Annotated in this window: 19 protein-coding genes and 4 pseudogenes; 12 read left to right on the top strand and 11 right to left on the bottom strand. The window is 65.7% G+C overall.

Translation table 11 applies throughout. The features are described from left to right. Positions 1 to 433: 433 nt before the first annotated feature. The 5 genes from ACZ32T_RS20680 (at position 434) to ACZ32T_RS20660 (ending at position 8,738) form a co-directional block, all read left to right on the top strand. Positions 434 to 1,729 (top strand): MFS transporter, encoded by a 1,296-nt coding sequence (locus tag ACZ32T_RS20680; protein ID WP_467368191.1) that lies wholly within the window; start codon positions 434 to 436, stop codon positions 1,727 to 1,729. 552 nt (positions 1,730 to 2,281) lie between these two features. Beyond that, complete coding sequence (locus ACZ32T_RS20675; RefSeq protein ID WP_467368189.1) at positions 2,282 to 4,339, top strand: serine/threonine protein kinase; 2,058 nt, start codon at positions 2,282 to 2,284, stop codon at positions 4,337 to 4,339. Between the two features lie 506 nt (positions 4,340 to 4,845). Next, positions 4,846 to 5,493, top strand: coding sequence for a hypothetical protein (locus tag ACZ32T_RS20670; RefSeq protein WP_467368187.1), 648 nt, complete (start codon positions 4,846 to 4,848; stop codon positions 5,491 to 5,493). Between the two features lie 33 nt (positions 5,494 to 5,526). Beyond that, the gene (locus tag ACZ32T_RS20665; RefSeq protein ID WP_467368185.1) at positions 5,527 to 6,168 is read left to right on the top strand and encodes a hypothetical protein; all 642 of its coding nucleotides are present in this window, start codon (positions 5,527 to 5,529) and stop codon (positions 6,166 to 6,168) included. A gap of 152 nt (positions 6,169 to 6,320) precedes the next feature. Beyond that, the gene (locus tag ACZ32T_RS20660; protein ID WP_467368183.1) at positions 6,321 to 8,738 is read left to right on the top strand and encodes a hypothetical protein; all 2,418 of its coding nucleotides are present in this window, start codon (positions 6,321 to 6,323) and stop codon (positions 8,736 to 8,738) included. 256 nt (positions 8,739 to 8,994) lie between these two features. Here ACZ32T_RS20660 and ACZ32T_RS20655 read toward each other — a convergent pair. Then, positions 8,995 to 9,300 (bottom strand): annotated as a pseudogene (locus ACZ32T_RS20655) (helix-turn-helix domain-containing protein); the annotation flags it as partial. Between the two features lie 99 nt (positions 9,301 to 9,399). On the opposite strand from ACZ32T_RS20655, the gene ACZ32T_RS20650 reads away from it, so the two are divergent. Continuing rightward, on the top strand, positions 9,400 to 11,025 hold the full coding sequence (locus tag ACZ32T_RS20650) for an ISAzo13 family transposase (RefSeq protein WP_328723344.1): 1,626 nt from the start codon (positions 9,400 to 9,402) through the stop codon (positions 11,023 to 11,025). A gap of 386 nt (positions 11,026 to 11,411) precedes the next feature. On the opposite strand, the gene ACZ32T_RS20645 is transcribed toward ACZ32T_RS20650, so the two are convergent. Then, positions 11,412 to 12,671, bottom strand: a complete 1,260-nt coding sequence (locus ACZ32T_RS20645; RefSeq protein ID WP_467368179.1) for an alpha/beta hydrolase — start codon at positions 12,669 to 12,671, stop codon at positions 11,412 to 11,414. A gap of 302 nt (positions 12,672 to 12,973) precedes the next feature. Between ACZ32T_RS20645 and ACZ32T_RS20640 the strand changes: the two genes are divergently transcribed. Together ACZ32T_RS20640 and ACZ32T_RS20635 are read left to right on the top strand one after the other, a co-directional pair. Then, positions 12,974 to 13,423 (top strand): glycosyl hydrolase 2 galactose-binding domain-containing protein, encoded by a 450-nt coding sequence (locus ACZ32T_RS20640; RefSeq protein WP_467368177.1) that lies wholly within the window; start codon positions 12,974 to 12,976, stop codon positions 13,421 to 13,423. Continuing rightward, a complete protein-coding gene (locus ACZ32T_RS20635; RefSeq protein ID WP_467368175.1) occupies positions 13,420 to 16,086 on the top strand; it encodes a family 78 glycoside hydrolase catalytic domain in 2,667 nt (888 codons plus the stop codon). The genes ACZ32T_RS20640 and ACZ32T_RS20635 overlap by 4 nt, the downstream gene beginning before the upstream one ends. Positions 16,087 to 16,286: 200 nt before the next feature. Here ACZ32T_RS20635 and ACZ32T_RS20630 read toward each other — a convergent pair whose 3' ends face one another. Next, positions 16,287 to 16,805 carry a proline dehydrogenase gene (locus tag ACZ32T_RS20630; RefSeq protein ID WP_467368173.1) on the bottom strand — a complete coding sequence of 173 codons (519 nt, stop codon included), beginning with the start codon at positions 16,803 to 16,805 and terminating at the stop codon, positions 16,287 to 16,289. An 87-nt stretch (positions 16,806 to 16,892) separates the two neighbouring features. Between ACZ32T_RS20630 and ACZ32T_RS20625 the strand changes: the two are divergent. Further along, a pseudogene (locus ACZ32T_RS20625) lies at positions 16,893 to 18,014 on the top strand (IS630 family transposase). 166 nt (positions 18,015 to 18,180) lie between these two features. Here the strand turns inward: ACZ32T_RS20625 and ACZ32T_RS20620 are convergent. From ACZ32T_RS20620 to ACZ32T_RS20590, 7 genes and pseudogenes are all read right to left on the bottom strand, one after another. Next, positions 18,181 to 18,332, bottom strand: a pseudogene (locus ACZ32T_RS20620) (IS5/IS1182 family transposase); the annotation flags it as partial. Between the two features lie 89 nt (positions 18,333 to 18,421). Beyond that, positions 18,422 to 18,625, bottom strand: a pseudogene (locus tag ACZ32T_RS20615) (transposase); the annotation flags it as partial. Between the two features lie 33 nt (positions 18,626 to 18,658). Further along, the gene (locus tag ACZ32T_RS20610; RefSeq protein WP_467266999.1) at positions 18,659 to 20,416 is read right to left on the bottom strand and encodes a CocE/NonD family hydrolase; all 1,758 of its coding nucleotides are present in this window, start codon (positions 20,414 to 20,416) and stop codon (positions 18,659 to 18,661) included. Positions 20,417 to 20,639: 223 nt separating this feature from the next. Further along, entirely contained in the window at positions 20,640 to 20,939 is a 300-nt protein-coding gene (locus ACZ32T_RS20605; protein ID WP_467266997.1) for a hypothetical protein, read from the bottom strand. A gap of 188 nt (positions 20,940 to 21,127) precedes the next feature. Beyond that, the gene (locus ACZ32T_RS20600; protein WP_467368171.1) at positions 21,128 to 21,619 is read right to left on the bottom strand and encodes an SMP-30/gluconolactonase/LRE family protein; all 492 of its coding nucleotides are present in this window, start codon (positions 21,617 to 21,619) and stop codon (positions 21,128 to 21,130) included. Beyond that, positions 21,609 to 21,815 carry an SDR family NAD(P)-dependent oxidoreductase gene (locus ACZ32T_RS20595; RefSeq protein WP_467368169.1) on the bottom strand — a complete coding sequence of 69 codons (207 nt, stop codon included), beginning with the start codon at positions 21,813 to 21,815 and terminating at the stop codon, positions 21,609 to 21,611. The genes ACZ32T_RS20600 and ACZ32T_RS20595 overlap by 11 nt, the downstream gene beginning before the upstream one ends. Continuing rightward, positions 21,812 to 22,012 carry a hypothetical protein gene (locus ACZ32T_RS20590; RefSeq protein WP_467266991.1) on the bottom strand — a complete coding sequence of 67 codons (201 nt, stop codon included), beginning with the start codon at positions 22,010 to 22,012 and terminating at the stop codon, positions 21,812 to 21,814. Before ACZ32T_RS20590 ends, ACZ32T_RS20595 begins: the two co-directional genes overlap by 4 nt. Before the next feature lie 105 nt (positions 22,013 to 22,117). Here ACZ32T_RS20590 and ACZ32T_RS20585 point away from each other — a divergent pair, with 105 nt between their 5' ends. Continuing rightward, a complete protein-coding gene (locus ACZ32T_RS20585) occupies positions 22,118 to 22,894 on the top strand; it encodes a FadR/GntR family transcriptional regulator (protein ID WP_467266988.1) in 777 nt (258 codons plus the stop codon). Positions 22,895 to 23,071: 177 nt separating this feature from the next. Here the strand turns inward: ACZ32T_RS20585 and ACZ32T_RS20580 are convergent, their stop codons facing one another. Beyond that, positions 23,072 to 23,509, bottom strand: coding sequence for an ABC transporter permease subunit (locus tag ACZ32T_RS20580; protein WP_467266987.1), 438 nt, complete (start codon positions 23,507 to 23,509; stop codon positions 23,072 to 23,074). A 225-nt stretch (positions 23,510 to 23,734) separates the two neighbouring features. On the opposite strand from ACZ32T_RS20580, the gene ACZ32T_RS20575 reads away from it, so the two are divergent. Both ACZ32T_RS20575 and ACZ32T_RS20570 read left to right on the top strand, forming a co-directional pair. After that, on the top strand, positions 23,735 to 24,502 hold the full coding sequence (locus tag ACZ32T_RS20575) for a GDSL-type esterase/lipase family protein (RefSeq protein ID WP_467266984.1): 768 nt from the start codon (positions 23,735 to 23,737) through the stop codon (positions 24,500 to 24,502). Further along, entirely contained in the window at positions 24,499 to 25,791 is a 1,293-nt protein-coding gene (locus ACZ32T_RS20570) for an MFS transporter (protein WP_467266982.1), read from the top strand. The genes ACZ32T_RS20575 and ACZ32T_RS20570 overlap by 4 nt, the downstream gene beginning before the upstream one ends. The last annotated feature ends 2 nt before the right edge of the window (positions 25,792 to 25,793 follow it).

Genomic DNA, 25,793 nt, shown 5'->3' with positions numbered 1-25,793 from the left:
CGGCCTCCGGTGGAGGATACGGGCGCGGCGTCAGAACTGGGTATCACAGGGACTCCACGTCACACACATGACGACTAGGGGCGAGAGAACGCACATAAACCTAGTGGCAGCCACCCTGTTCACAAGGGCGGCACGGAGCCGCTCGCTGTGCAGATTCGGTGACGGTGTGGAGACCGGATCGGTGACGGATCCGGTGTCCGGACCGGGCTCCGGCCGTACGGGAGTTGCGGCTGCCGGTGACCGTCACGGTCGCGATGTCCGCGCGGTGACGGTGCGCGGACCACTCGATGGGCGTGCCCTCCGGCTCCGGGTCCGGACCGGGGTTCCGGGGAGCGGCTGACGGTGGTGGCCCCGGTCCGCCACCGGACGGGCACAACGCCCGGTCGGCAATTCCGTTGTACGGGGCAGACGTTGTGGGAGATCATGCGCGTCTGTGACCTCACGAGCAGATGAACCCGTCCACGACACGGCCCCGCCCGCCCCCACCGTGGCCGTCGTCCCCTCCACCCCGGTGCACCGGGACGGCAACGTCCTGCGCTGGCTGATCGCCTACACCTTCTCCGTGGTCGGCGACGCGGCCTACTTCGTGGCTCTCGGCTGGGCCGCGCAGAAGGTGGCCGGACCGGCCCAGGTCGGCCTGGTGATGGCGGTCGGTGCGATACCCCGGGCGATCCTCATGCTCGGCGGCGGAGTGATCGCCGACCGCCTCGGCCCGCGCCGGGTGGTCATCTCCTCCGACGCGGTCCGCGCCGTGGTGATCCTCGTGGCCGCCGCAGTGCTCGCGTTCAGCGACCCCGGCCTCTGGCTGCTTGTCGCGCTCGCCCTCGTCTTCGGCGTCGTGGACGCCCTGTTCATGCCGGCAGTCGGAGCCATGCCGCCCCGGCTCACCCGCCGCGACCAGCTGATGCGGGTACAGAGCCTGCGCAATCTGGTGCAGCGGTCCGGCCACATCGCCGGTCCGCCACTCGCCGGGTTCTCGATGGGGCTCGGGGGCCCCGCCGCCGCTTTCGCCGTGACCGGCGTCCTCTTCACCCTCTCGCTGTTCCTCCTTGTCGCGGTGCGGCTCAATCCGCTGCCGCCGGAGGAACAGCCCGCCGCGGACTCCACCGCCCGCCGCGACCTGGTCGACGGCCTCGTCTACCTGCGCCACGAGCCCGTCGTCGGCCCGCTTGTCCTCTCCGGACTGCTCTCCATGATCGGCTGCATCCCGCCGATGGCGATCGGGGTGATCATGCTCGCCGAGGAACGCGGCTGGGGCCCCTCCGGCGGTGCCTGGGTGAACGCCGCCCTCAGCGCCGGCGTCTGCACGACCTCGCTCCTGCTCGTCGTGCGCGGCCGCTTCCCCCGGGCCGGCCGCTGGCACAACATCGCCCTGCTCGTCGCCTCCGCCGGCATCGGCCTCATCGGCGTCATGCCGAACCTCGCCCTCGCGGTCGCGGTGGCGCTCGTCTCCGGCCTGGTCTCCGGCCTCTGCGGCGGTCTGGCCCTCGCCCTGATGCAGGCCAACACCGCCCTCGCCTTCCAGGGCCGGGTCGCCTCCGTCCAGGCGCTCAGCGCGGTCGGCATCACTCCCGTGATGTTCCCGCTCTTCGGCCTCCTGGTGGAAGGGTGGGGCGCCGGCCCCACCTTCCTCCTCTTCGGCTGCATCAGCATGCTCGGCGCCACGGTCTCCACCGCCTCCCACGCCGTCCGCCATGCCGACCTGGACTTCACGAAGACCGCGGACTGACTCCGGCACCCTCCTGCGGGGCTTCCTGGCGGTAGTACGTGGCGCGGCGCCGAACCGCCGTCGACGGCCAGGCGTTCCGGGCAGGTCCGGATCGGTGCCGGTGTCCGACCGGTCGTGGCGGAGCGGGCACCATTCCCAGTTGCTCTCCGGGAACGGCGGAGGGCCGGTTTCGGATTTCTCCGAAACCGGCCCTCACCTGCGACTGTCTCCAGTCGGGACGACAGGATTTGAACCTGCGACCCCTTGACCCCCAGGAGTAGGGGCCGGGGGTGTTTTCTGGATATAGCAGACTTAATACGGGTGAGCTTCGTGCACGTGATGGCCCGTCGTGCACCATCGAGCATGCCGTGTGGTCCCCAAATGGTCCCCAACTCAAGTCCGGACCCAGCCTCATGCCCTTCGGTGATGCTTGCGAGAGAGACAACGATGCAGCGAACTGCCCCGCCCATGGGGGCAGTCTGCCGATACCATCTCGTTTCTGGGCTGGGGACTCCATTCATGGGTGTGTGTCAGCCTCATGGCTCTCCATGGCAGAAGAGGAACGAACACCCTGTGAGCATCGCTCGCGTAGACGGGCGGGTACAGCCTGCCCGCTCCGGTGACCCGAAGCTGGTCGGCCCCTACCGGATCATCGGCCGTCTCGGCTCGGGCGGCATGGGCACCGTCCACGCCGGTCTCGATTCAGCGGGGCTCCGAGTCGCTGTGAAGGTGATCCACCCCGCGCAAGCCGAGGACCCTGAGTTCCGGGCCCGCTTTCGCCGAGAAGTCCAGCTCTCGTCGCGTGTGCACGGGCCGTGCCTCATTCCTCTGCTCGCAGCAGACCCTGATGCCGAGACCCCGTGGCTGGCCACCGCATACGCGCCCGGGCTCACCCTCGACCGGCATCTCGCCTCGCATGGAGCACTCACCGGCGCCACCCTGTACGCCTTCGCCACCGGCACCGCCCAGGCCCTCGCCGCGATTCACGCCTCCGGCGTCGTCCACCGCGACGTAAAGCCGCAGAACGTCATCCTCACCCCGGCCGGCCCCCGGGTCCTGGACTTCGGCATCGCGCATGCCGCCGACGGCACCTCCGTAACCCGGACCGGCGTCATAACAGGTACTCCCGGTTGGATCAGCCCCGAGCACTACCGCACAGGTACCGCTGGCCCCGAGGGGGATATGTTCGCCTGGGGCACTCTCGTCGCCTATGCCGCCACGGGGCGCCTGCCCTTCGGGACCGGAGCTCCCGACGTGGTCGCCTACCGCGTCATGTCCGAGGAACCCGATCTCGACGGCCTCCCTGACGAGCTGCGTGAGCCCCTGGCGAAGGCGCTAGCGAAGAACCCTGCCGAGCGAATCAGCGCCGAAGAGGCAGCGCAGCGATGCGCGCTGCTCCTGACCCGTCAGGGGACCCAGGTCCTCGGCACAGCAGCCGAACCTGAGCCGCCGCAGATCATTGACTGCCTCACCACTGCGTGGAATCTCCCCAGCCTCAAAGATCCTGCCTGGAGCCTTCCCGCGCCCTCGAAGCGCAGGCGCGCGCTTGTCGCCGCCACTGTCACCGCAATCGCCATCACAGCCGCCTCGGGTGGAATCGTCGTCTACAACACTGACGACCGGGCGGACGTGAGCCCCACGTCCGTCCACGCCGCCCCTTCGACACCCTCCACCGAGATATCCGCCCCGATCAGCGCTCCTGGAACCACAGCTGCCGGCACGCCTGCGGTAACCCCGCCCGCGCCTGTGGTCGATCCGCGGACCACCAGAATCCCCAAGGACCCACTCGCCGGGGTGGCCAACCCCGCCTACACGCGATCCGGCGACGAAACGCAACCGCTTGCCGACGAGTGGAGTGCGAGCACCATCGCCGGCAGCCCCGAAGACCGTGACGCCGAGAAAGCAATTCGGGACCGAATGACGTCCATGCTGGCTACCAAGGACATGGACTTCATGAAGCCCACAATCACCTTCAACCAGAGGGCACAGACCGTAATGGTGACCGGCGGGCCGGTGCCGCAGCTGCCCGATAACTACCAAGAGGTGTTCCGCAGAGCCGGTGAGATGGCGGCCTGCTCCGCCCTCGCTCACCGCCTTAAGAACGCCCCGGCCACCTGGCCTTACGGCCGCTTCGCCATCTACTGGAAGACGTCCGACGGCGATGTCGATGCGGCAGCCCTCGGCTATGGCGAGGCCACTGACGGCTGCATCTCAGAAACAGCCGGCCAGTGGCATGGAGACGAGTCCGGCATGGCCACGGCCGAGATACCCAGCAGCGACAAGGCGGAGACCCGCGTCGCCGACGCCACGGTCAAGGCCATCGTCGCAACCTGGAACACCAACACCACCGAGACGAACGACGACCCCATCGCGCTCAACGACGGCATCAGCCTCGGCTTCGACCCCGTCGAAAAAGCCGCCTACATCTGGACCGACGACCCCAATAACCGCTTCACCAGCCGCGCCTCCCAGTCCAACCTCACAGGAGCCGTCGAGGAGGCTGTCTGCCGCAAGCTCACGCTCGAGTTCCACAGCAACAAGAGCTGGGAATACACTCGCTGGGCAGTCGCCGTCTACGACGCGTACGCCGGCACCCGCCAGTTCATCGGGTCAGGCACATGCGCCCCATGAGCCTCTTGAAGGTCGTGGCTGGCTACCGTCGATCGCCAACCTCCTTGCGGACGAAGTCAACAATCGCATTGAAGTCACCCTGTTGATGGGCAGATGCGTATGTCCGGCACGCCACGCTCACTACCGCGATCTCGTCCAGCATGAGGTACGACGCCACAGTCTTGGCATAGTCATGATGGTCGGCTACGCCTGCTAGCGGAACTGGCGTACCTCCAGCGAAGCATCGAATACCTCGAAGATGTCCTCCACGACGTCGAAGCCGTCGCGGAGCGGCTTGGTCGGCGTCACCATGACGACCCGCTGCTTGAAGGATGATCGAGCACGAAACCCGCCAGTGGTCGGCCGCGATGAGCACCAGCGCGACGCCGCGACGCGTACCGCCGAAGCCTGACGCTCCCAGATGGAAGGGTTGGAGGCGTAAGTCTCTACAACCATCTGCCTGCGGTGGTCGTCAGGTTGTACGATCGCCTGTTCTGCTCTCACCAACTCGCAACGGAGGCACGACGTTGAACGTCGACAAGATGGTGGCTCAGCTTGACGAACTTATTGCGCAGTACAAGGACATGCTGAAACCGCCCCGCCCTGAGAACGTAGAAGCATCAAACACGGGTCGCCTCCTGGTGAGCAGACTTGAATCTGCCATCGAGCGGATTTCTTTGCCGGGCAGCACCTATATCAGACAGCTCGACCTGCACCGCGAGAAGCGCACCAAGTACAAAATCCACGACGTCTACAGCATCGCTGTCGGGTTGCGCGATGACCTCAAGGCCGGGTGGAGCGAATCAGTGATGGAACTGGTTCACGCAGACACCTACGGCGACTACCTGAAGATGGCTGACGACCTGTTGGCCGCTCACTACAAAGACCCAGCGGCCGTCATTACGGGGACAACGCTCGAAGTTCACGTCCGAGCACTATGTGCCAAGCACAGCGTAGACACAGAGCTTTCGACCGGTGGCCCCAAGAAGGCTGACGCTATGAACGCCGACCTCAAGAAGGCCGGAGCCTATGACGGCTTGCAGCAGAAACAAATCACAGCCTGGATGGATCTCCGGAACAAGGCGGCGCACGGCAACTATGCCGGTTACGACGAACAGCAGGTGCGACTGTTCATCGAGGGTGTGCGTGGCTTCATGCTCAAGTACCCGGCATAGTTCATCTGACTCAGTTCAACATTGGAGGCGGCAGTGGTGGTTGCAGACATGCTAAAACAGCTCAATGACCTGCTCAGTAAAACCGAAAAGTTCATAGGAAAAGAAAGGGAGTCTAGCATAAGTAGTATAGAAGCGGGAATTTTGGCGAATCGGCTCGAAGCCTCGGTTACACGTTTGTCAGTGAATCGGTCTGTTTACCGTGAACAGCTCAAGAGAGGTAGCGAGCTTTCCTCCGAACGCAGATTGATACACAACTTGGAAGTTACCCTCACCTTGAGAGACGACATTCAAGCGGGCTGGACAGAGACCGTCGTCGAGTTGGTGCACGCAGACACTTACAGCGACTACTTGGAAATGGCGGATGCGCTTCTCGGCAAGGGCTACAAGGACCCGGCGGCCGTCATCACGGGGACGTCCCTCGAAGTTCATATCCGTGCGCTGTGCGTCAAGAACGGCGTAACTACCGCAGTGGCCGGCAGGCCAAAGAAAGCCACCACCATGAACGCCGACCTCAAGAAGGCCGACGTGTACGACGGGCTTCAGGAGAAAGAGGTCACCGCTTGGATGGGCCTGCGCAACAGCGCTGCGCATGGCGACTACGGCGCTTATGACCATGCCCAGGTGCGGCGCCTCCTTGATGGTGTGCAGGCTTTCATGAAGAAGTACCCGGCATAGGTGTACCCCCTAGGCCAGGGGTGGACCAGTACCCCTGTACCTATAGCCGTCCTGACCAGCGAAAATACCGTGGCCCATCCGGACGGGAGGTAAGCACCTCAGACGTGGCCCACATTCAACGATAATCTTTATCTCTAGAACGGAGACCCGAAATGGGCGGAGAGCTCACCCATCAGAATATCACCGCCACAGTGCGCCCACCCCGTTGCGCCATCTTTATCAATAGGAACAGTCCGTACTGGCAAGCCGCAGCTGACGGCGCTATTACGTGCGCTTCGGAGGTTTGGGGCGGGCGCTATTTTTTGATCATTCCAACCGACGGCCTCTCTATTGGAGACAAGTACTGGGAAGTTCTCGAAGCGTATAGCCCTGATCATCTAGCTGTCTACAATCTCAGCTTCTCTGACCTTAAAAGTGCCGATCCGGAGGCATATCGCAGGACTCAGGAGCGTTACCAGGAGTCATGGAAGAAGGACGGACACCCAATCGAAGACTTCGAAAGGTTCTTTTCTGAGAGTTCTTCCATGTCGCGGCTGGACGATTTCGAAGTCACAAATGACCTCCAAGAAGAGCTCATTTACCGTCTCAGCCCTTTCCATCACGATGTACGCGCGATTGATCAATACCTGCGTCACGGCTCAGGATTTGGCTATCCGTATACGAAGGTCGCAAGGATCGCCGCGTATGCCGCTAAGAACATCGGCCGGGTATTTGTGCCCAAAGCCGAGGATGATCCAACTCTATCCCTCCTGATCCACTCGCAAACTGGTTCGGCCAGTGATCAATATCAAACGGATATCCTTGAGGCCAACTTTCCATGTCGCCCGCTCGCGGACGATTCGGATTCTCTGGCACTGCTCGCTCAGATGCTCGGCGAAAAACAGCTAATGAACAAGCCACTGTCTTACGCTGAGAACCTCCCCTTCAATGTCAGCATGCTGCATCTTGGCCAATATTACAGAGTCGACCGCCACAGAACGCACAAAGAGCCAGTCATCATGATTCTTGGCGACACGGTGGATGATTTTTGCCTTTATTACTCTCTATCACGGATGCACGAAGGCGTTATCTGGATTCCACTTACTTGGCTGAGGAGGTATGTCTCGGTACTTAACCAGAGACGCAAGTTGCGTGAGATGGGCGAGACGAATCTTCCGAGCTTTACCGTGAACCAGGAAGCTGCGCGCAGACTTGTGAGTGTTGCCTTTGGTCTCGTCAAGTACGGTCACGACCCTAAGCGTATCCAGCTTTGTAGCATGAGCTTGAATAAGAGACAGCTCGCAGCTCATAAGAGCCAGATGGCCCGGAGCGTGGGTGAAGGGTCGCGCTTCAATGCTGCCACAGACTGCATCGATGTTGAATCGATCTCGACCTCTTGCACGCTACGAGTGTTCGAACAGGCCAATTACGCCAATTACAAAAGCATGGGGTTCATCGAGGGCAAGAGTGTGAGTCCCTTCGATACGCCCAGGCCTAAGAACTTCAACGAGATCAGGCTAGGTGAGCACTACTGGCTGACATCACTTCAGATCGAGGGCTACCAGCCGCCGTCCCTTCCGACTCTTGGTCCCGAGATTCTGAAGCTTTTCCGGGGCAGCTCAACGACTGAATCCCGAGTCGCAAATGATGGTGTCGTTTACCTCTGCCCCAATGCCATGATTTTTGGAAACGAGCTGGATGCAATCCTGGTTCGACCAAAGATCGAGATGCCGGATGTAATGACCCTGTTCGATTCCTACTTCGCGGCCAGTGATATCACAACCCAGTATTCCGACAAGGGAAAATTCTTCAATGACACGGTGAGCCGATTTGGCGGCCTCGATGAGCTTGGGGCCTTCGTCAAAGCCAAGGCGACCAGATCCGTGTTGGATAAGTTCATGCAAACAGGGAAGAACGCGGATGATGGCGTCTTCTATGTACGTACGGATCAGAGGGCGTATCTGGACCTCGACGCCTTTGCGGCGAGCGTCGGCAGTCGAGAGGCTGCCGCTAATCTTGTAGACGAACTGCTAACAAAGGACGTACTCCAACGCGGCTATATTTTGAAGTGTGAGCGGTGCAGTCTGTCTTCTTGGTACGGCCTTGGCGCGCTCTCGTCGATGTTCACCTGTAACCGGTGTTCATTCCGGCAGCAGTTTACCCAAAAACATTGGAAGAACGGGATGGTGGAGCCGCAGTGGTGCTACAAACTCGCGGAGACGGTCTACCAGTTTTTCGAGAAGAACTCACACCTCACGGCGCAGGTGCTCTACAAGCTCAAGTCGCAGTCGAGTTCGGCGTTCCATTATGCCCCTGAGATTGATCTACTCAACTTTTCTAAACCGGGGCAGAGCCGTGAGATGGACGTCGCCTGTATCCTCGATGGCCAGATCATCTTTGGTGAGTGCAAGACAGAGACCTTGAAGCTCAAGGATGTAGAGAAGTTCGAAGCACTCGTTCGCAAGCCTCTCAGGAATCCAGCAAGGATCGTGTTTGCAACGACGCAGAGTGTTTCAGAGGAATTCAAGGAGCGCATGAGTCAATTGCCTAACGCGGAGCTAATGGTTCGCAGCGACCTGTATGACGACTAACCTCGCTCCTTTGTGACGGTCCGTCGGTTTCTTCGGCGGGCCGTTTCGCTTGTTCGGCGTGCTGGCGGCCAGGCTGATGACCCGACTGTCGCGTCCGACGGGCGCCGGGTTCCACGGCTCCGGTCAGGGGGGTGCTGCTCGCAGGAACGGGAACAGGCTGGTCAGCCGGGGTTCGGGAGGGCTGCGAGCCGTGCCAGGGCTTCGGTGATCACGTCGCTCCAGGGCCAGTGGCGTGCGAACCTCAGGTGCCGGCGGCGTCCTTGGCGAACCGGCGCCGCGGCTGGAATGCGATGAGCGGGCCGAGCTGGTCGATGATGCGGTTGGCCGCCGACTTCGAGATGCCAAACAGCGGGGCGAGTTGGCGCGTCGTCAGGTTCGTGCGCCAGTAGGCGACGACCAACAGGGCCCGGTCCTCCAGTGGCAGTCCCCACGGCCGGCCCTGGCCCGGGGAGCCGGCGCCCCCACGGCGCAGCGCGGTCACCAACTTGCGGAAGGCGCGCGGGCTCAGCCCGGTAAACGGGGCTATCCAGGACGGCTCGGACGCCGTGATCACACCTGACACGGTCAAGATCATCGCAGAGCAAGATCACTTACGGGACAGCCCTTAGGGATTGCAGATCATCAAGGTGTTGCTTTCCGACCTGGGGCTCGTTGGTCTGGTATGCGCATCCCGGACGAGACCCGTGACCAACTCTTCGCAAAGTTCGCGGTGTTGTTCCCACATCTGGACGAGCGGCAGCGACGGCTGCTGATAGGAACCGAGGCCCGGCTGCTGGGGCATGGTGGCATCCGCGCTGTCGCCCGGGCGGCCCAGGTCAGCGAGACGACGGTCCGCAACGGCGTGTTCGAGCTGGAATCCGGAGAGGAGCCGTTGGGGCGGGTCCGGCGTCCCGGCGGAGGACGCAAACGGGTCGCCGATCTGGATCCGGGGCTGCGGCCGGCACTACTGGCGCTGGTCGAGCCCGAGGAGAGAGGCGACCCGATGTCGCCGCTGCGGTGGACGGTGAAATCGACCCGTACGCTCGCTGCGGAGCTGGCCCGGGCCGGGCACCGGATCAGCGCCGATACCGTGGGCGACCTGCTGCGGCAGGAAGGCTTCAGTCTTCAGGCCAACGCGAAGAAGCTCGAGGGCAGTCAGCATCCGGACCGGGACGCCCAGTTCCGCTACCTCAACGAGCAGGCCCGCAACTACCGGGACGCCGGCCAGCCGGTCATCAGCGTGGACACCAAGAAGAAGGAGCTCGTCGGCGTCTTCAAGAACAGCGGCCGCCAGTGGCGTCCTACCGGCGAGCCTGTCCCGGTCAGCGTCCACGACTTCGCCGACCCGCAGCTGGGCAAAGCCGTCCCCTACGGGATCTACGATCTGACCGCGAACACCGGCTGGGTCAACGTCGGCACCGATCACGACACCGCCGCGTTCGCAGTGGAATCGATCCGCCGCTGGTGGCACGGCCAGGGCCAGGCTGCCTACCCGCGGGCGACACGGCTGCTGATCACCGCCGACGCCGGCGGATCCAACGGCTACCGCACCCGGTCCTGGAAGCTCGAGCTGGCCCAACTCGCAGCTGAAACCGGGCTGACGATCACCGTGTGTCACCTACCACCAGGCACATCGAAGTGGAACAAGATCGAGCACCGGCTCTTCTCGCACATCACCATGAACTGGAACGGCCGCCCGCTGACCAGTCACGAAGTCATCGTGCAGTCGATCGCCGCGACCACCACCCGCACCGGACTGCGCGTGAGAGCCGAACTCGACACCAACACCTACCCGACCGGAGTCCGCATCAAAGACGCGGCAATGGCCGCCCTACCGCTGACCCGGCACGCGTTCCAGGGCGCCTGGAACTACGCACTGCACCCCCAACCATCACCGGGAATCCCGGCGGCCCGGGCCCCGAAGACGCCGGACCCGGAGTGGGACCAGGCCCTGCTCTCCGATTCAGCACTGACCGGGATGACCCGCCAGCAACTGAACGACCTCACCGAGACCCTGGCCCCGGACGGGGATACCCGGCGCGGTCGGCCGCCTCGGCTGGCCTTCGCCGACCAGGTCCTGGCCACCGTGCTCCACCTGCGGGACGCCCTGGCCGCAGAACCCCTCGCCGTGCTGTTCGGCACCAGCCGCACCGCGATGCACCGCACCCTCCTGAAGAACCGGCGACTGCTCGAGGCACACGGCATCACCATCCCACCGGCGACAACCCCACCCACGGCCCTCGCCGCCCTTCAGGACCGGGTCCAGGCACAGACCAGCGAGGACAACAAGATCAAGACGACGTGTTAATGATCTGCAAGCCCTAAGGGAGCTGCGAAGAGCCGCGAATATCGACGAAGATCGCCGAGCAGTTTGCGTAGAAACCGTTCGAGAAAGTGAGCTTGTCTCGGTCGGGTAGTTCCTTGACTTCTCCGTAGCTTCCCTGGGTACCCGTCAAGTACTCCTTGATCCGGCTCGCACTTGCGATGTGGTCGTATGACTTGTAGTTGCTGTCCAAAATTCGTCAGCCGTGGGAGCGCTCTGGGACTTTTCTAGGACTTTCGGCTTCATCAACTGGCACGAGCATGAAACAACTGAAAGGCCATTCCCCCAGGTCAGCGAACCAGTTCCCTCTCATCGTCGCAGCTCACCTCGCTGGATGGTCTCTTCCGGTGGTGGCGCTCCGACTGGTGGTCTCACGGCGCGAGGCCGAGTCCCCTCAGCCAGTTGAGGGTCACCGAGTACTTGATCTGACCACCCAGCGACCCCGGGGCCGCGTCGAACCCATGCCAGGAGAAGGGGATACGGACCATCGTCAGGTCGACCCCTTCGTTCTGGGCCTGCTCGACGAAGCGGTAGTTGCCCTCGGCCGGGATGAAGTTGTCCCCTTCGGGCTGGAGGACGAGGGTGGGCGGCACGGAGGGTGACTGGTAGTTCGAGGGCGAGACTGCCTCGAGCCGTTCGGGTTGCGCGGTGGGGGACCCGCCCAGGAAGAAGCGAGTGAACTCCTGCGGATCCACACCGAGGGGTGCGGTGCCGTTGTCGTAGGTGTAGGTGATGTTGTCAACGGGATAGCTGGCCACGACGGCGTCGGGGACCGGCACGGCACCGAGGTTGGGGCAGGAGGACGTCACGGCCTGCGCCGCGGACGACCACCCCAGCAGCGTCGCGAGGTGTCCGCCCGCGGAGTCACCGGCCACGATCAGCCGCTTGGAGTCCGCCCCGGCCGCGTCGGCCTGCTGGACGGTCCAGGTCAGCGCGCATGCCACGTCTGCGGGCGCGGTGTCCCATGTGGCTCGCTCGGCGTCGGCAAGGCGGTAGTCGACGTTTACGACGTACCACCCCTGGCTGGCGTACCACCGGGCCATGGCGTCGGAATCCGCGGCCGAGCCCCCGTACCACCCACCTCCGTGGACGTACATGAGGACGGGCGCGCCCGCCGTGCCTCCCTCGGGCAGGTAGACACGCGCTTCCTGCGCCTCGCCGCCGACCGTGACGTAGCTGGTGATGTCGTCCGGGGCTCCCGACGGCGCGGACAGGGTTAGGGCCTGGACCAGGCTTATCGACGCCCCCGCCTGTCGTCCCGCATGGAGCATGGTCGCGACGATCGCCACCGAGGAGACCAGGGAGAGGGCGGCGAGCCCAGCGGCGACCCGGCACAGGACGCGTCGGTGGCGGGCCTGCCACAAAGGCAGGCACAGCAGGAGCGCGAGCACGCTAAGCAGGACGAGGTGCGGCCCGACCGTTGCCCAGACGAAGACCGGACCCAACGTGAGGACGTTCGAGCCCGCAGGAACTACGTTGCCAAGCGTCAGGTAGCTGATCAGGGCCCCGATGACGGTGGCGAGCACCGCCGCTGTCGTCCGGAGACCGAGGAACCGCCGACGACGACCCATCGTCCGGCTCTCGTCGGTGACCTCCCGCTGGATGTGGTCGGGTCGCCCCTCACCCCTCACAGGGAGGCTCCGATGCGCGGGGGGCCGCTGCCGGGACGGTAGTCCGCCGGCATCAGTGGCATCAGGTTGTTCGGCACTGCGGGGCTCCTGAGGTGAGTGGAGTGTCGAGGGTCTAGTGGGCGGCGCCGAAGGACATCCAGGTGGCAGAGACGGGTCGAGTTGCTCAGAACTCCACGGGCTTCCCATCCGCTGCGGCGATCCTAGGAAACCTATCTGATAAGTTCAAACCAAGGTCGACGAGAGCATCGTCGGACTAGCGCGAGCGGCAGTGAGGAAGAACCGGCAGTGATGAAGAAGAAACCATGAGCGAGACCGGCATCCCTTCCCCGTTCAGCTGGACGTCCTTCGGCGACGGGCAGTCCGTCGCCCACAACGGCGTCCAGCCCGTCGATGTCGAGCTGCCCCACGACGAGATGCACAGCGAGCTGCGCGAGGCGGACGCGCCGAGCACCTACCGCAAGACCAGCAGCCTGCCCCCGGTCGGCGACGGATGCCGAGCAATCCTCCGGTTCAAGGCTGTCTCGCGGGTGTCCACGGTGCGGGTGGACGACGTCGAGGTGGGTGGCACAGCGAACTCCTACCGCGAGTTCGAGGTGGACGTGACTGACGCCGCGCGCGCTGAGGTACAACGCCAGATCGAGGCCGTCGCCGACAACAGCGACCGGCCCAACAGCCGCTGGTACGTGGGCTCGGATCCATTGCCCGGTGCGAGCCCAGGTGCACCGTTCCCTGAGTTGCAGGTGATCACGTGAGCTCCAACATCCGACCGGTCCAACTGCGCACGAACGCGCTCACCGAGCCGCGTGGGCTCGACGACCTGGCACCTGAGTTCTCCTGGCAGCTGACCGCCGAAACCGATGACGTCGTCCAGGCCGCATACGCCATCCAGGTGCACGACCCCGAAGGTGTACTGGTTTGGGACAGCGGTCGGCTCGATCGTCAGGTGCCCTTCGGTGTCCGCTACGCCGGGACGCCGCTGCGGTCGGGCTGCCACTACAGCTGGCGGGTCCAGGTCTGGGACGCCGTGGGGGGCAGCGGCGGGTGGAGTGAGCCTGCCAGCTTCGAGACCGGCGTCCTGGACCCGGCCCGTTGGCGGGCCGAGTGGATCAGCGGCCCGCCGCCTTCGTCGGCCGACGACGACGCCGTACTCTACCTGCGTGGGCAGCTGGACCTGCCGGCGCCGGTCTCCCGCGGCCGCGCCTACGCCAGCGCGCTGGGCTGGTACCGCCTCTTCGTCAACGGCACCGATCTAACCGGGCCGGCGCTAGTACCCCGGTGGACGCCGCTGGACCAGGTCGTCGAGTACCAGACCCACGATGTCACCGAGGTCTTTCGTGCCGGCACGAACACCGTCGGTCTGGCGGTCGGTGACGGTCGCTACCGCGGCCGGCTCGGTGTCCGGGACGTACGCCGGGTGTACGGGGATCGGCTGGGTGCATTCCTGCAGGTCGAGCTCGACCTCATGGATGGCACCTCGCTGACCTGGACCACCGATCGCGGCTGGGTCGCCGGCACCGGCCGCATCATCGGCAGCGACCCCAAGCACGGCGAGCGGGTGGACCTGCGTGTCGCGGACACCGACTGGCTCACCAGCCCGACCACACCGCTCCGGTTTCGACCGGCTGAGGTCCTGCCTGCCCACCCGCGAGTCCTCATCGCCGAGGAGGTCCCCGCTGTCGCGGACGTGGAGCGGCTGCCCGCCACGCGCGTGTGGCGATCCCCGGAGGGTCGACAGCTGGTCGACTTCGGCCAGAACATCGCCGGTGTCGTGAACGTCCGGTTGGCCGGACCGGCCGGCAGCACGGTGCGGTTGACGCACAGCGAGGTGCTCACCCTCGACGGGGAGCTCGACACCGTCTACGTCCATCCCGGACGCAAGGACGGCCACCAGCAACGTGACGAGGTCGTCCTGGCCGGCGACGAGGTTCGGTACCAGCCCTGGTTCACCATCCACGGCTTTCGCTACGTCGAGATCGACGGCCTCGCCGAGGACGTGCAACGAGAGGACATCGAAGCCGTGGTCCTCTCCTCACGCCTGCCCGAGGCCGGGTCCTTCAGCTGCTCCGATGACCGGCTGACCCGGCTGTGGGCCAACGTCGCGTGGAGCACCCGCGCCAACTTCACCGACACCGCTACGGACTGCCCCACTCGTGAACGTTCGGGCTGGACCGGCGACATCCAGGTCTTCGCCTCGACAGCCACCGGCATGGTCGATGTCCAGGCGTTCCTGCGCCGCTACCTGCGCAATCTGGCCCTCGACCAGTTCGAGGACGGTCGTGTCCCACCCTTCATACCCTCCGAGATTTCGCAGCACTCGACCAGCCGGCTCACCCGGGCGTTGGGCCGCACTCTGGCCAACTCGGCCGGCTGGGGTGACGCGGCGGTGCTCGTGCCGTGGGCCCTCTACGAGGCCTACGGCGACGAGACTGTGCTGGAGCGGCAGTACGACAGCATGCGAGCCTGGGTCGACTACATGGAGCTCCGCGCGCGCACCCGCCGGGGACTGGCTCGACGGCTCTCACACCGCCGCGCCGGACACGCCGAGCGGTTCGTGCTCGACAGCGGCTTCCACTGGGGTGAGTGGCTGCGCCCCGGCGAGCGTTTCCCCGCTAACCTCCTCGAAGGTACGCTGCACGGCGCACCGGTCGCCACCGCCTACTTCGCGCACTCGGCCACGGTTCTGGCACAGGTGGCCAGCGTGCTAGGTCATCACGGCGACGCCCGTCGGTACAGCAATCTAGCTGCTCGCGTCACTGCCGCGTGGCAGGCCGCTTTCGTCGGCGACGACGGGCGTATCGGCACCGACCGGCAGGACGACTACGTCCGTGCCCTGGCGTTCGACCTGCTGGCCCCCGAGCAGCGACCCGCAGCCGCCGCTCGCCTCGTCGCGCTGGTCGAGGCAGCCGGCGACCACCTGCAGACCGGCTTCCTCAGCACGCCGCTGCTCCTGCCCGTGCTCGTCGCGGCGGGTCGAGCCGATGTCGCATTCCGACTGCTGCTGCAGACGAGCGCCCCCTCGTGGCTGCACCAGATCGAGCGCGGTGCCACCACCGTGTGGGAGACGTGGGAGGGACACGACGACGACGGGCACGCCGAAGCCAGCCACAATCACTACGCCTTCGGTGCCGTGGCCGGATGGCTGCGTGAAGGACTGCTCGGCGTCACCGCCGCCGCACCCGGGTACCGCCGCATCCGGATCGCCCCCGTCGTCGGAGGCCAAATCACCTGGGCCGAGGGCACGGTCCAGACCCCGTTCGGAATCATCGAGCTGGGCTGGCGTCTCGAGGGGGACACCGGCCATCTCGCGGTGACCGTGCCGCCCGGCACCACCGCCGAGGTGCACCTGCCCGACGGGCAGCAGCACGCCGTGGGGTCCGGGCGGCACACGCACTCGTGGGTCGTGTCCGCCGCCTGAGGCCTGGCGGGTACCGGATGGCTGGACGACATCGTTCGATTATTAAGGCAACGACACGAAAGTGCCGCATCAGGCGATGTTTGCCCCGACTTGGCCTCTACCGTCCGGTTGCCGTGGTGAGCGGCACCGACCTGGTGACCGGACTATGCCGAACGACACCGCGATGAGGCGGTCGCCCTGGTGGTGCAATGGCGGAGTGGTCAGTTCGTGTTGCCGAGGACATCACCGGCTGCGGTGCGGAAGCCCTTCACGGCCTGGTAAAGGGCGCGCTCTCGCTCGGCGGCGAGAGCGGTGTCCGCCGCCTTCTGGGAGGAGTCTCCTGCATGGGCGTTCTTCACCATCCGCCGCATCACGTTGGAGACGTCGCCGGATGCGTGAGCCACACGGTCGGCTGCTTCCACTATCGCAGGCGGACCTTCAAGGATGACGACTTCAACGGCACGGTGGACATCCCGAGCCAGTGCGACGAAATGGTGGACCTTCTCGTCCACATCCCGCAGCTCAGGAATCTCCGGCTGGAGTGCGCCCAACACGGCGTCCATGGCGATGTCTCGGTCGTGAAGAGCACCAAGGTAGTTCGCGTAGGCGTCCCTGCGGTGCTGCCTGCGCCACTGGCCGAACTGCGAGCGTGCGGTCGCGCGCCCGTTCACCATCGCCGCGCCGATGGTGGCGAGGGAGCCTACGGTGGCGCCGAGCACTGCGGCGAGTCCAGCATCCATGATCTCATTTTGCCTTCCCCTTTTGATTCGTCAGCAGCCAGGTCTGCGGCCTGCCGTGGTCTGGAACTGGGCGGTCAGAATGATCACGTGGCTGAACGTGTGCAGGTTCGTGAGATAGACGACGACGAGGGGCGACGACTGCTGCGGATCGTTCGCAGGGGGACTGGGGCGGTGGTGACCTGGCGACGGACCAAGATGGTGCTGCTGTCGGCTCAACGCATGGATATGGCGAAGATCGCGGAGGTGACGTTCACCAGCGCGGACCGGGTTCGGGACGTGATCCACAACTTCAACGCCGTCGGCTTCGACTCGCTCTACCCGACGTACAAGGGTGGACGGCCCAGGACCTTCACCCTGCCCGAGCGGCGAGAAGATCGCTAAGTCCAAGCCGGCCGAGCACGGGCTGCCCTTTTCGACCTGGAGCCTGGCCAAGCTGGCCGACTTTCTGGTCGCCGAGGGGGTGGTCGACGACATCAGCCACGAGGGCCTTCGGGCCCTGCTCCGTGAGAAGAGCGTCTCCTTTCAACGCGTGAAGACCTGGAAGACCTCCCGCGACCCCGACTACGCGGCCAAGAAGGCGAGAGTCGAGCACCTCTACGCGATCGCCGACGGCGAGGTCATACCCGAGGAAGGCGAACCCGAAGTCGTCTTCTACATGAACGAGTTCGGCCCGCTCAACCACCAACCCCACCCCGGGAAGCAGTGGGCGGAACGCGGCGTCACGCACAAGGACCCCGACCGCGAGCCGAGACCCCGCCGCCGGGCGACCTACACCCGCCCGCACGGCGTCCGGCACCTGCCGCCTACGACCTCGCCAAGGATCAGCTCTACGGTCACATCAAGAAGACCAAGAACCAGTCGAAGTTCCCGGAGTTCTGCCGCTACCTGCGCTCGCTGCACCCGGCGGACGTGCGCATCGCGATCGTCTGCGACAACTACTCGCCCCACCTGACCACCAGGCGGTGCCAGCGGGTCGGGACCTGGGCCGCGGCGAACAACGTGGAGATCGCCTACACCCCGACCAACAGCTCCCGGCGCAACCACATCGAGGTCCAGTTCACCGCCCTGCGCTACTTCGCCCTCGACGGTACCGACCATCCCAGCCACAAGGCCCAAGGCAGCATGATCCGCCGCTACATCATCTGGCGGAACAAGCACGCCGCCGACGAACGCCTGCGAGAAGTCGTCACCAGGGCAAACGTTGCCTGATGCGGCACTAGGAGCAGATGACGAGCGGAGCAAACGGGCGCGGGCACCATTCTGGCCGACTATGGTCGGGCCGGGTCCGCAGACGCCCGGACCCGACTCTGGGCACGGTGATCGAGCCCATCACCTGCTCGAAGCGGGTGCAGTCGTTGGCATTTCCGCCCGATCAGACGAAGCCGAGAGGGCGGCCGAGTCCGTCACAGGCCAGGTGAACTTTCGTGCTCAGTCCGCCACGGGATTGACCGAGGGCGTGATCACCCGCTTCGTCCCTGTCGACTGCTCCCTTTCGCCGCCGGCTGCATGCTGGTGCGCCCGCACGCGTGGAGTCGACGACACCAGCCAGTCGATGTCATCGGCCGCGTCTTTCTCCGCCTGGATGGCACGCAGCATCCGCGAGACGTGCCGTCCAGTGCCCACCTACGGAAACGCGTATACAAGGTTTGCCACGAGCCATAGCGTTCCGGAACATCACGCCAGGCCGATCCGGTGCGCAGCTTCCACACGCTCCCGTTCAGTACCACCCGGTCGTCCGAACGGGGCCGCCCGGCAGTCTCCGAATTCGGCAAAAACCGCGACAGCACAGCCCACTCGGCATCGGAAAGCTCATGACCCACGCACCACGACAAACATGATCTCTCATAACTTGATCACTGAAGACGACCCCTTGGAGTAGTTGGGTGTAGCCGATGGTCAGGGACAGGTTCGGGACTCCGGACAGCATCGTGCCGGGGTGGATGACCGTCTGTGACGGAAACGGGCAACACGAGCCGAGAGCCTGCGAGATGCACAGCGTGGGCTGAGGTAGCCATTGTCGTGGCGATGCCCGGGTTCTCGCCAGTGCCGAGATTGCGTTCGAATCGAGGAAAAGACCCTCCGGCAACCGAGAGCCGTATGCGGCTGCCCGGAGCGAAGCGGTGGGCGACAGCATCCAGCTCCAGCTCCACTGGCTCGCCGCTGTCGGCCGTATCGAGCCTGGTGAAGCCGTCGGTGACGTTGCGGGAGCGACCGTTCGCGTCCACCTCGCTGACTCGGACGAACAGGTCGGCGTGGGGGTTTTCGCTGTGGTGCACCAAGACGACGAACGGGACACCAATCAGTTCCAGCGGCGCGAGGAGAGGCGAGCCGGTGAAGGTCACTACGTCCGTACGACTCGCGAGGTCGGTGTCGTCCTTGTAGCCACTCGCCTTCGGAGGCAGCAGCCGCCCTCCAAGGCTCGGCGTCGGGTCGGCAGGGTCGTAGGTGAAGGTGGCCGGCGCCGCGGCTGCAGGAGCAGGATCGGCGCCGAGGACGCCGCCAGGGCGAGGGTGCAGCACGACCTGCGTGGCTGCCGGGGGCCAGGCCGGCAGCTGGCGCCACTCGTCAGTGCCGGTGACCTGAACGCGGACTGGCGTCGGGCGACGGCCCCCATCAACGCCCTCCAGGTGCTCGGCCAACCAGTGCAGGGTCTCAGGGATCAACGTGGCATAGCCCTGCATGACGGAGCTCTGGTGCGTCCAGGGCCCGACGGTCAGTCCGACATCCACACCGCGATCTCGCAGGTGGGCGTACTGGTCCAATGTCTGGTCCAGGAAGAGGTCCTGCCAGCCGGTCTGGAGCAGGATCGGGACGTCCACCTTCTCCAGCGCTGCCCCGAGCTGGGTGCGGTACCAGTAGGGATCCGACAGATCCCGGCGCATCGCCCACTCGCGGAACCAGGTCGCGCGTCCTTGGGTGAGCTGGTCGGCGGCAGCAGCGACGGGCAACGTGGTGTTGGCTGGTCGCTGGCGACGGACCGACGTGGCGCCCCGTCGCTGCGCGCCTAGGAATGAGAGGTCTTCCTGGTGCGTGACATGGTCGCTCCAGCCCAGCGCGAGGTCGAGGTTGAAGGCACCGTCGGCGTAGGCAGCGCGACTGAAGTCGTGTGGCACCGTCTGCATGACGGACGTCGCGAGCTCCGGCGGCGGGTCCATCAGCAACGCCCACTGCGTGAATCCGAGGTAGGAGCCACCGTAGGTGGCGAACCGACCGCGGAAGAAGGGCTGCCGGCGCAGCCACGCGACAGTGTCTGCGGCATCGTCGACCTCACGGACGAACGGCTCGAAGGTGCCGCCCGACCCGAATGTTCCTCGGGTCCGAGCAAGCACGACGTGGTAGCCGTAGCGAGCCAGCAGGCCGCCGGACACGAACGATCCCACGCCGTCGAACCCGTAGGGCCCCCGGATCAAGATCGTCCCCCTGGCTTCGCCGATCGGGGCTAGGTGGTCCGCCAGTAGCACCGCGCCGTCACGAGCAGGAATTCGTAGATCCGTGGTGATCGTGTAGTCGGTGGCTCCCCCCGGCAGCTTGAGCAACCGCGCAAGGATGGCGTCCGTCGCGCGGCGGCCGTGGGACCGGGGTGCAGGCACAGATTCGGTTCGTCCGCTCATGAGGGTGTCCTTTCCGAATACAGGTGGTCGAGGCCGCCACCGTGGAGGTACATCAAGACAGGTGCTCCTTCTGCGCCTCCCTCAGCCTCGTAGATGCGCGCCTCCTGGGCCACGCCGTCCACGAACAGGTAAGTGGTGATGTCGTCGGGAGCCTGTGGAGGAGTCGGCATCGTGAGTGCTCGCACGAGATCTACTGATCCACCCTCCCGCGCCGCCGAGCTGATCATGATCCCGACGATCGTGGCGGAAGCGAGGAGTGCGAACGCGGAGAGACCGCTGCGAGCCGTCGCAGCAGGAGGCGGCGCCCGGCTAGCCACAACGGCGCGCACAGCCCTGCGGCGATCACACTGAGCAGGATGAGGTGCGGACCCAGGCTCGCCCAGACGTACGTCGGGGCGAGGCGGAACACATCCGACCCTGCGGGGACGATGTTGCCCAGCGCGAGGTAGCTGATCAGCGCCCCGAGTACGGCCGCCACGACTGCGGCGGCAATGCGCAGGCGCAGGCTCGTGTCCGGCCTCATCGGGTGTGGCGGCATCGTGCCGGTCGTTCGTCTTCATGATGATCCTTCAGCTCGGTTCGAGAACGGCTCGCACCGCGTGGACTGACGGGAGTTGCGGATGGCGTCGGACTGACACGTGGGTCGATCCGGCCGGAACACACGGGAGGTGACGGTCTGCGGGTGGCCTGCTACCTCTCGGCCCTCGGGTGTCATCGCGCCGCTCCCGGGCGCCAGGGCGGCAACGGATGGCCGGGCGTGTGGACCCGGCGATGGAAGAGAGCGCCAGCGTTCGGATGTGCCTCACACTCCTGCGCCGTCAGCTCGTCTCGCGCCGTAGTGACGACCATCTCGCAGAGGTCCACGCCCGTGACCGCGACGCTGGTGACGTGCGGCACCGGCAGCTGGACGTGCCCGACCACGACACCTCTCGGGTCGTGGCGGCGAACCTGCCCGGCACCCCAGACGGCCACCCACAGATGGTCGTCGGCATCCATGGCGATCCCGTCCGGCAGCCCGCCGCTCACCCGCACGTGGACGGCCCGCGGGCCTGCGGCTCCGGTCCACACGTCGTAGGTCCTGCGGTAGACGACGCCGACCAGCGAGTCGACGTGGAACATGACGGATTCGTCGTCGAGCGTCTCGACCCCCTCGCCTCCGTTCCAGCGCAGCAGCACCTCTCCGCCCGCGGGCTCATCCGTCATGGCGAGTGACCCGACGAGGAACCGTCCGCGACTTCGTCAGGCCGATGACCGCAGCCTTCGACGCGGAGTACGCGGCCAGGTTCGGGTTGCCGTCCTTGCCGGCCATGCTGGCGATGTTGACCACGCCGTCCCAGCCGCGCCGGGTCGTCCCGGGCGCGAAGGCCCGGATGGTGTTGACCGTGCCGCAGACGTTCAAGTCGAGGGTCTCAGGATGTCGATCTCCCCCACCTCGGCGGCGGCTCGCTCGACGGCGCCGGCATCCGTAACGTCGAGCACCACGTCGGCCGGGCCTGAGAGATCGGCCGTGACCACTTCAACCTCCTCGTCGCGGAGCCCGTCCGCCGCTGCTGCTCCCAGCCCGCTCGACCCGCCGGTGACGAAGGCTCGTCTCATGATGCGCTCTTTTGTCGGTTCGACAACGAACGTCCCAAACTTATCAGATACCTTTTCTCGGCATGAACGGTCAGCGCTGACATGTCTGACTGCTAGCGTGAGGTGGTGACACAGGGACACCTCGACGACGGAACCACCACTCGGCTCTCGGACACGTCGGCGATCGAGCAGGCGCTGGCTGCCCTCGAGAAGCTCACGCTCGAGGACCTGCGCCCCGGGGACTTCCTTCCCTCGGAGGCGAAGCTGGCCGCCATGGTCGGGGTGAGCCGGCTCACGATCAGGGAGGCCACGCGATCCCTGGTCGCCAAGGGGTACTTGGAGGTCCGTCAGGGCCGCCGACCCCTGGTCCTCCAGCCGAACGGCTCGCTCCTGTCCGACTACTTCAGCGGAGCCGTACGGCGCGACCGCCAGGCGCTGCTGGAGCTACTCGAGGTCCGCATGGCGCTGGAGGTGCACGCGGCGCGGCTCGCGTGTGCGGCTGCGACCAAGGACCACCTCGCTGCCATGGCAGAGGCCGTGCGCGAGATGGACGCCGCCCTCACGGACGAGCAGGCCTTCCACGCCGCGGACGTGCGCTTCCACGAGGCACTCGCCGACGCCAGCGGGAACAGCATGGTGCGGCAGATCATCGCGGAGCTCGCCGAGCCCCTCATGCAGAGTCGCCGCGAGTCCTACCGGGGCCACCGGCGCAGCGGCGAGGATCTCCGTCGGGTCGTCGACCAGCACCGAGCCGTCCTTGACGCGGTCCGGGACCGCGACGACGAGGCGGCGGGCGAGGCGATGCGGGCCCACTTGAACTCCACCGCACGCGACCTCCACGTCGCGCTCGCCGCGAATCGGGGCGGCGGCCGTCAGGACGACGGCATAACCGCCTCCGCCTGACGCGACGGGCCACAGCCGGAGACCGAGACCCCCACTGCGACCTCGTCGACGTCCTCGACCGGTGCGAGCTCAGGCGGCGGCGTGTCCGTTGTGGCGCCGGATCCACCTGTCGTGCCCACCTGCTTCTTGTTCCACGTCGAAGGCGACGGCGGCGAGCAGGACGAGCCCCTTAATGGCCTACTGCCAGTCGATGCTGACGCCCATCAGCGACATCCCATTGTTCAGGATGCCGATGGCCAGCCCGCCGATGATGGCGCCCACCACCGCGCCCACGCCCCCAGTGACGGCCGCGCCGCCGATGAACGCAGCGGCGATGGCGTCGAGCTCGAAGTTGACGCCGGCTCCCGAGTTCGCGGTCGCGACCAGGCCGGCCAGCCACGCCAGCAGACCCATGTTGGCCATCACGAGGAAGTCGACGCGCTTGGTGTGAGCGCCCGACCTCGTGGCGGCGTCGACGTTCCCGCCGATGGCGTGCAGTTGGCGCCCGACCGCCATGCCTGTCATCACGAGGGTGTAGACGGTGATGAGGGCGAACACGATGAGACCGACGATCGGCAGCCCACGGGCGTCGGCGAGCAGGTAGGCGAACTCGCGCACCCGCAGGACCACGGCCACGAGGTGATCCGGACGATGCGATCCTCGTCGACACTACCGGCTCCGACGTCGAGGGTTGGGACGGCTGGCACTGCCAGCGATCTGGGCGGCGCCGGGGGTGGCGCGCACCATAGCACTATCAAGTGCATTCTTACTTGTCAGATATGTTTCTGGCCGAACCCTTGACCTGTCAAAACCGTGCTCCGTACTGTTTGTGACGTCCATCTCCCTTCCGAAGAGGCGTCCATGACCCACGACACTCCCCGAACCAGGAGAGCGTCCGACGACGCCCTCACTGCGCGGTTCGCGCCGGACCTGGCCCGCCGACTCCTGATCGAGGCGCTGCTCCCGGCCCCCACGAAGAAGATGATGAAGCCCGGTCAGGTCTCGCGGGCATCCCAGTTCGCCCAGTTCCCCACCCCCGCCGGCCAGGTCGTGATGCTCGGCGACAGCATCACGGAACAGGGGATCTGGCAGGAGTGGTTCGCCGGGATGCCTGTGCTCAATCGCGGCATCGGTGGGGAGACCTCGGCAGACCTCCTCCGTCGGCTCGACACGGCCATCGGCCGGCCGGCGGCCGTCTTCCTCCTCATCGGGACGAATGACCTGACGCTCGGCGTGTCGCTGCGCGAGATCATCAGCAACGTACGCGCACTGCTCGCGGAGATCGAGCGACGTGCGCCCGGGACGAGGGTCGTCGTGCAGAGCGTCATGCCTCGGACGCCGCGCTACCGCGAGGACCTCCATCTGCTCAACCGCGCTTATCAGGCCCTGGTGGCCGAGGCCAATGACGACGTGGAGTACCTCGACCTCTGGCCAGCCCTGGCAGACGAGGACGGCAGGCTCCGCAAAGAGCTCACCGAGGAAGGCGTCCGTGTTCACCTGAACGGCGCCGGTTACGCCGCCTGGGTCGACGTCCTGCGACCCCACGTCGCGCGCGCCCTGGCTGGCGCCGGCGCCGAGAACAGGTCACGCGCCACGACGAAGTCATCTGACAGGAGAGCGACCCGATGACGATTCCTGTCACGCCGACCTCGGACGACCTCGTCACGGGTCCGTCAGCGGACTCACCCCGTGAGATGTCGCGACGCCTCTGGTTCCTCATGCCGCTGAGCATCTTCGGGTTCTTCGTCATGACGGGCGCCGTGGGAGGAGCCCTGCTCGGTCGGCAGGTGTCCTTGCAGTACTCCAACGCTGACTCCGTCGGCGTGCTCGGCACCATCCTGGCCCTCGCAGGAGTGGCAAGCCTTATTTCTCAACCCGTGTGGGGCGCGCTGTGCGATCGCAGCGCGGGTCGATGGCTGGGCCGACGGAACACGTGGGTGATCGGCGGCGCGGCTGCTGCTGCGCCCCTCATCATGGCGACAGCGGTCTCCTCCAACATCGTCCTGGTCGGGGTGCTCTTCGCGGTCGCGAACGTTGCCACCGGTGCGGTGGCGCTCGCTTTGTCCACCGCACTGCCCGAGCGGGTACCGGTGTCCCGGCGGGGCTCGATGTCCGGACTCCTTGGAGTGGCCCAGATCCTCGGCATGCTCACCGGGGTCGCCCTGGCGGGATCCAACAGCATCTTCGTCGGCTACGTGTCGGTGCTGCTGGTGTTCCTCAGCACCTCAGCAGCCTTCGCCTTCCTGGCCCACGACCCATCGCGCGGGCGGAGCGAGCAGGCAGTCGAGGCACCGTCCCCGTCCGCCAGCCGGAAGCGTCACCTGCCGCCGTGGGGCACCGCGCGCGACTTCTACATGGCTGCAGCGGGACGGTTCCTCATCCTGTTCGGCGCCCAGGCCGTCCTCGGCTTCCTCCTGTTCATGCTCCGCGACTACATCGGGGTCGGCGACGGTTCCACCGAAGACGCGGCGAAGGCGCTGGTCTCCATCTCTGCCGTCAACGGTGTCTTCACCCTGATCTCCGCAGCCCTCGGCGGCTACCTCGCGGACCGCTTCGCTCGGCTCAAGATCTTCGTCGTGATCTCCAGCCTCCTGTTCGTCCCGGCGGCCCTCGTCCTCTTCTTCCTCCCGACGATGACCGGCATGTACGTGTCGGCAGCGATCCTCGGCCTGGCGCTGGGGACCTACCTGTCGGTCGACCAGGCGCTGGTGGCGCTCGTCCTGCCCAACAAGGACAACGCCGGGGCCGACCTGGGACTCATCAACATCGCCAACACGCTCCCGAACATCCTCGGGCCCGCAATCGCCGGCGGCCTAGTCGCTGCGACCGGGTCGTTCCGCTCCTTGTTCATCCTGATGGCGATCTCGGTCACGTTCGGCGCCCTCACTGTCCGGTACATCAGCGATGACATCCGTTGACC

Source organism: Streptomyces sp. NPDC023573 (assembly GCF_055559735.1).
Note: the sequence above shows the minus strand (reverse complement) of the source record. Positions and strands in the feature narration are given on the sequence as shown.

Bases quoted from the DNA above. Each gene is read 5' to 3' on its own strand.
- ACZ32T_RS20640 (WP_467368177.1), top strand. From the start codon at position 12,974: ATGAGCGAGACCGGCATCCCTTCCCCGTTCAGCTGGACGTCCTTCGGC.
- ACZ32T_RS20660 (WP_467368183.1), top strand. From the start codon at position 6,321: ATGGGCGGAGAGCTCACCCATCAGAATATCACCGCCACAGTGCGCCCA.
- ACZ32T_RS20570 (WP_467266982.1), top strand. From the start codon at position 24,499: ATGACGATTCCTGTCACGCCGACCTCGGACGACCTCGTCACGGGTCCG.
- ACZ32T_RS20605 (WP_467266997.1), bottom strand. From the start codon at position 20,939: ATGAGGCCGGACACGAGCCTGCGCCTGCGCATTGCCGCCGCAGTCGTG.
- ACZ32T_RS20575 (WP_467266984.1), top strand. From the start codon at position 23,735: ATGACCCACGACACTCCCCGAACCAGGAGAGCGTCCGACGACGCCCTC.
- ACZ32T_RS20630 (WP_467368173.1), bottom strand. From the start codon at position 16,805: ATGGATGCTGGACTCGCCGCAGTGCTCGGCGCCACCGTAGGCTCCCTC.
- ACZ32T_RS20610 (WP_467266999.1), bottom strand. From the start codon at position 20,416: ATGAGCGGACGAACCGAATCTGTGCCTGCACCCCGGTCCCACGGCCGC.
- ACZ32T_RS20600 (WP_467368171.1), bottom strand. From the start codon at position 21,619: ATGACGGATGAGCCCGCGGGCGGAGAGGTGCTGCTGCGCTGGAACGGA.
- ACZ32T_RS20650 (WP_328723344.1), top strand. From the start codon at position 9,400: ATGCGCATCCCGGACGAGACCCGTGACCAACTCTTCGCAAAGTTCGCG.
- ACZ32T_RS20590 (WP_467266991.1), bottom strand. From the start codon at position 22,012: ATGAGACGAGCCTTCGTCACCGGCGGGTCGAGCGGGCTGGGAGCAGCA.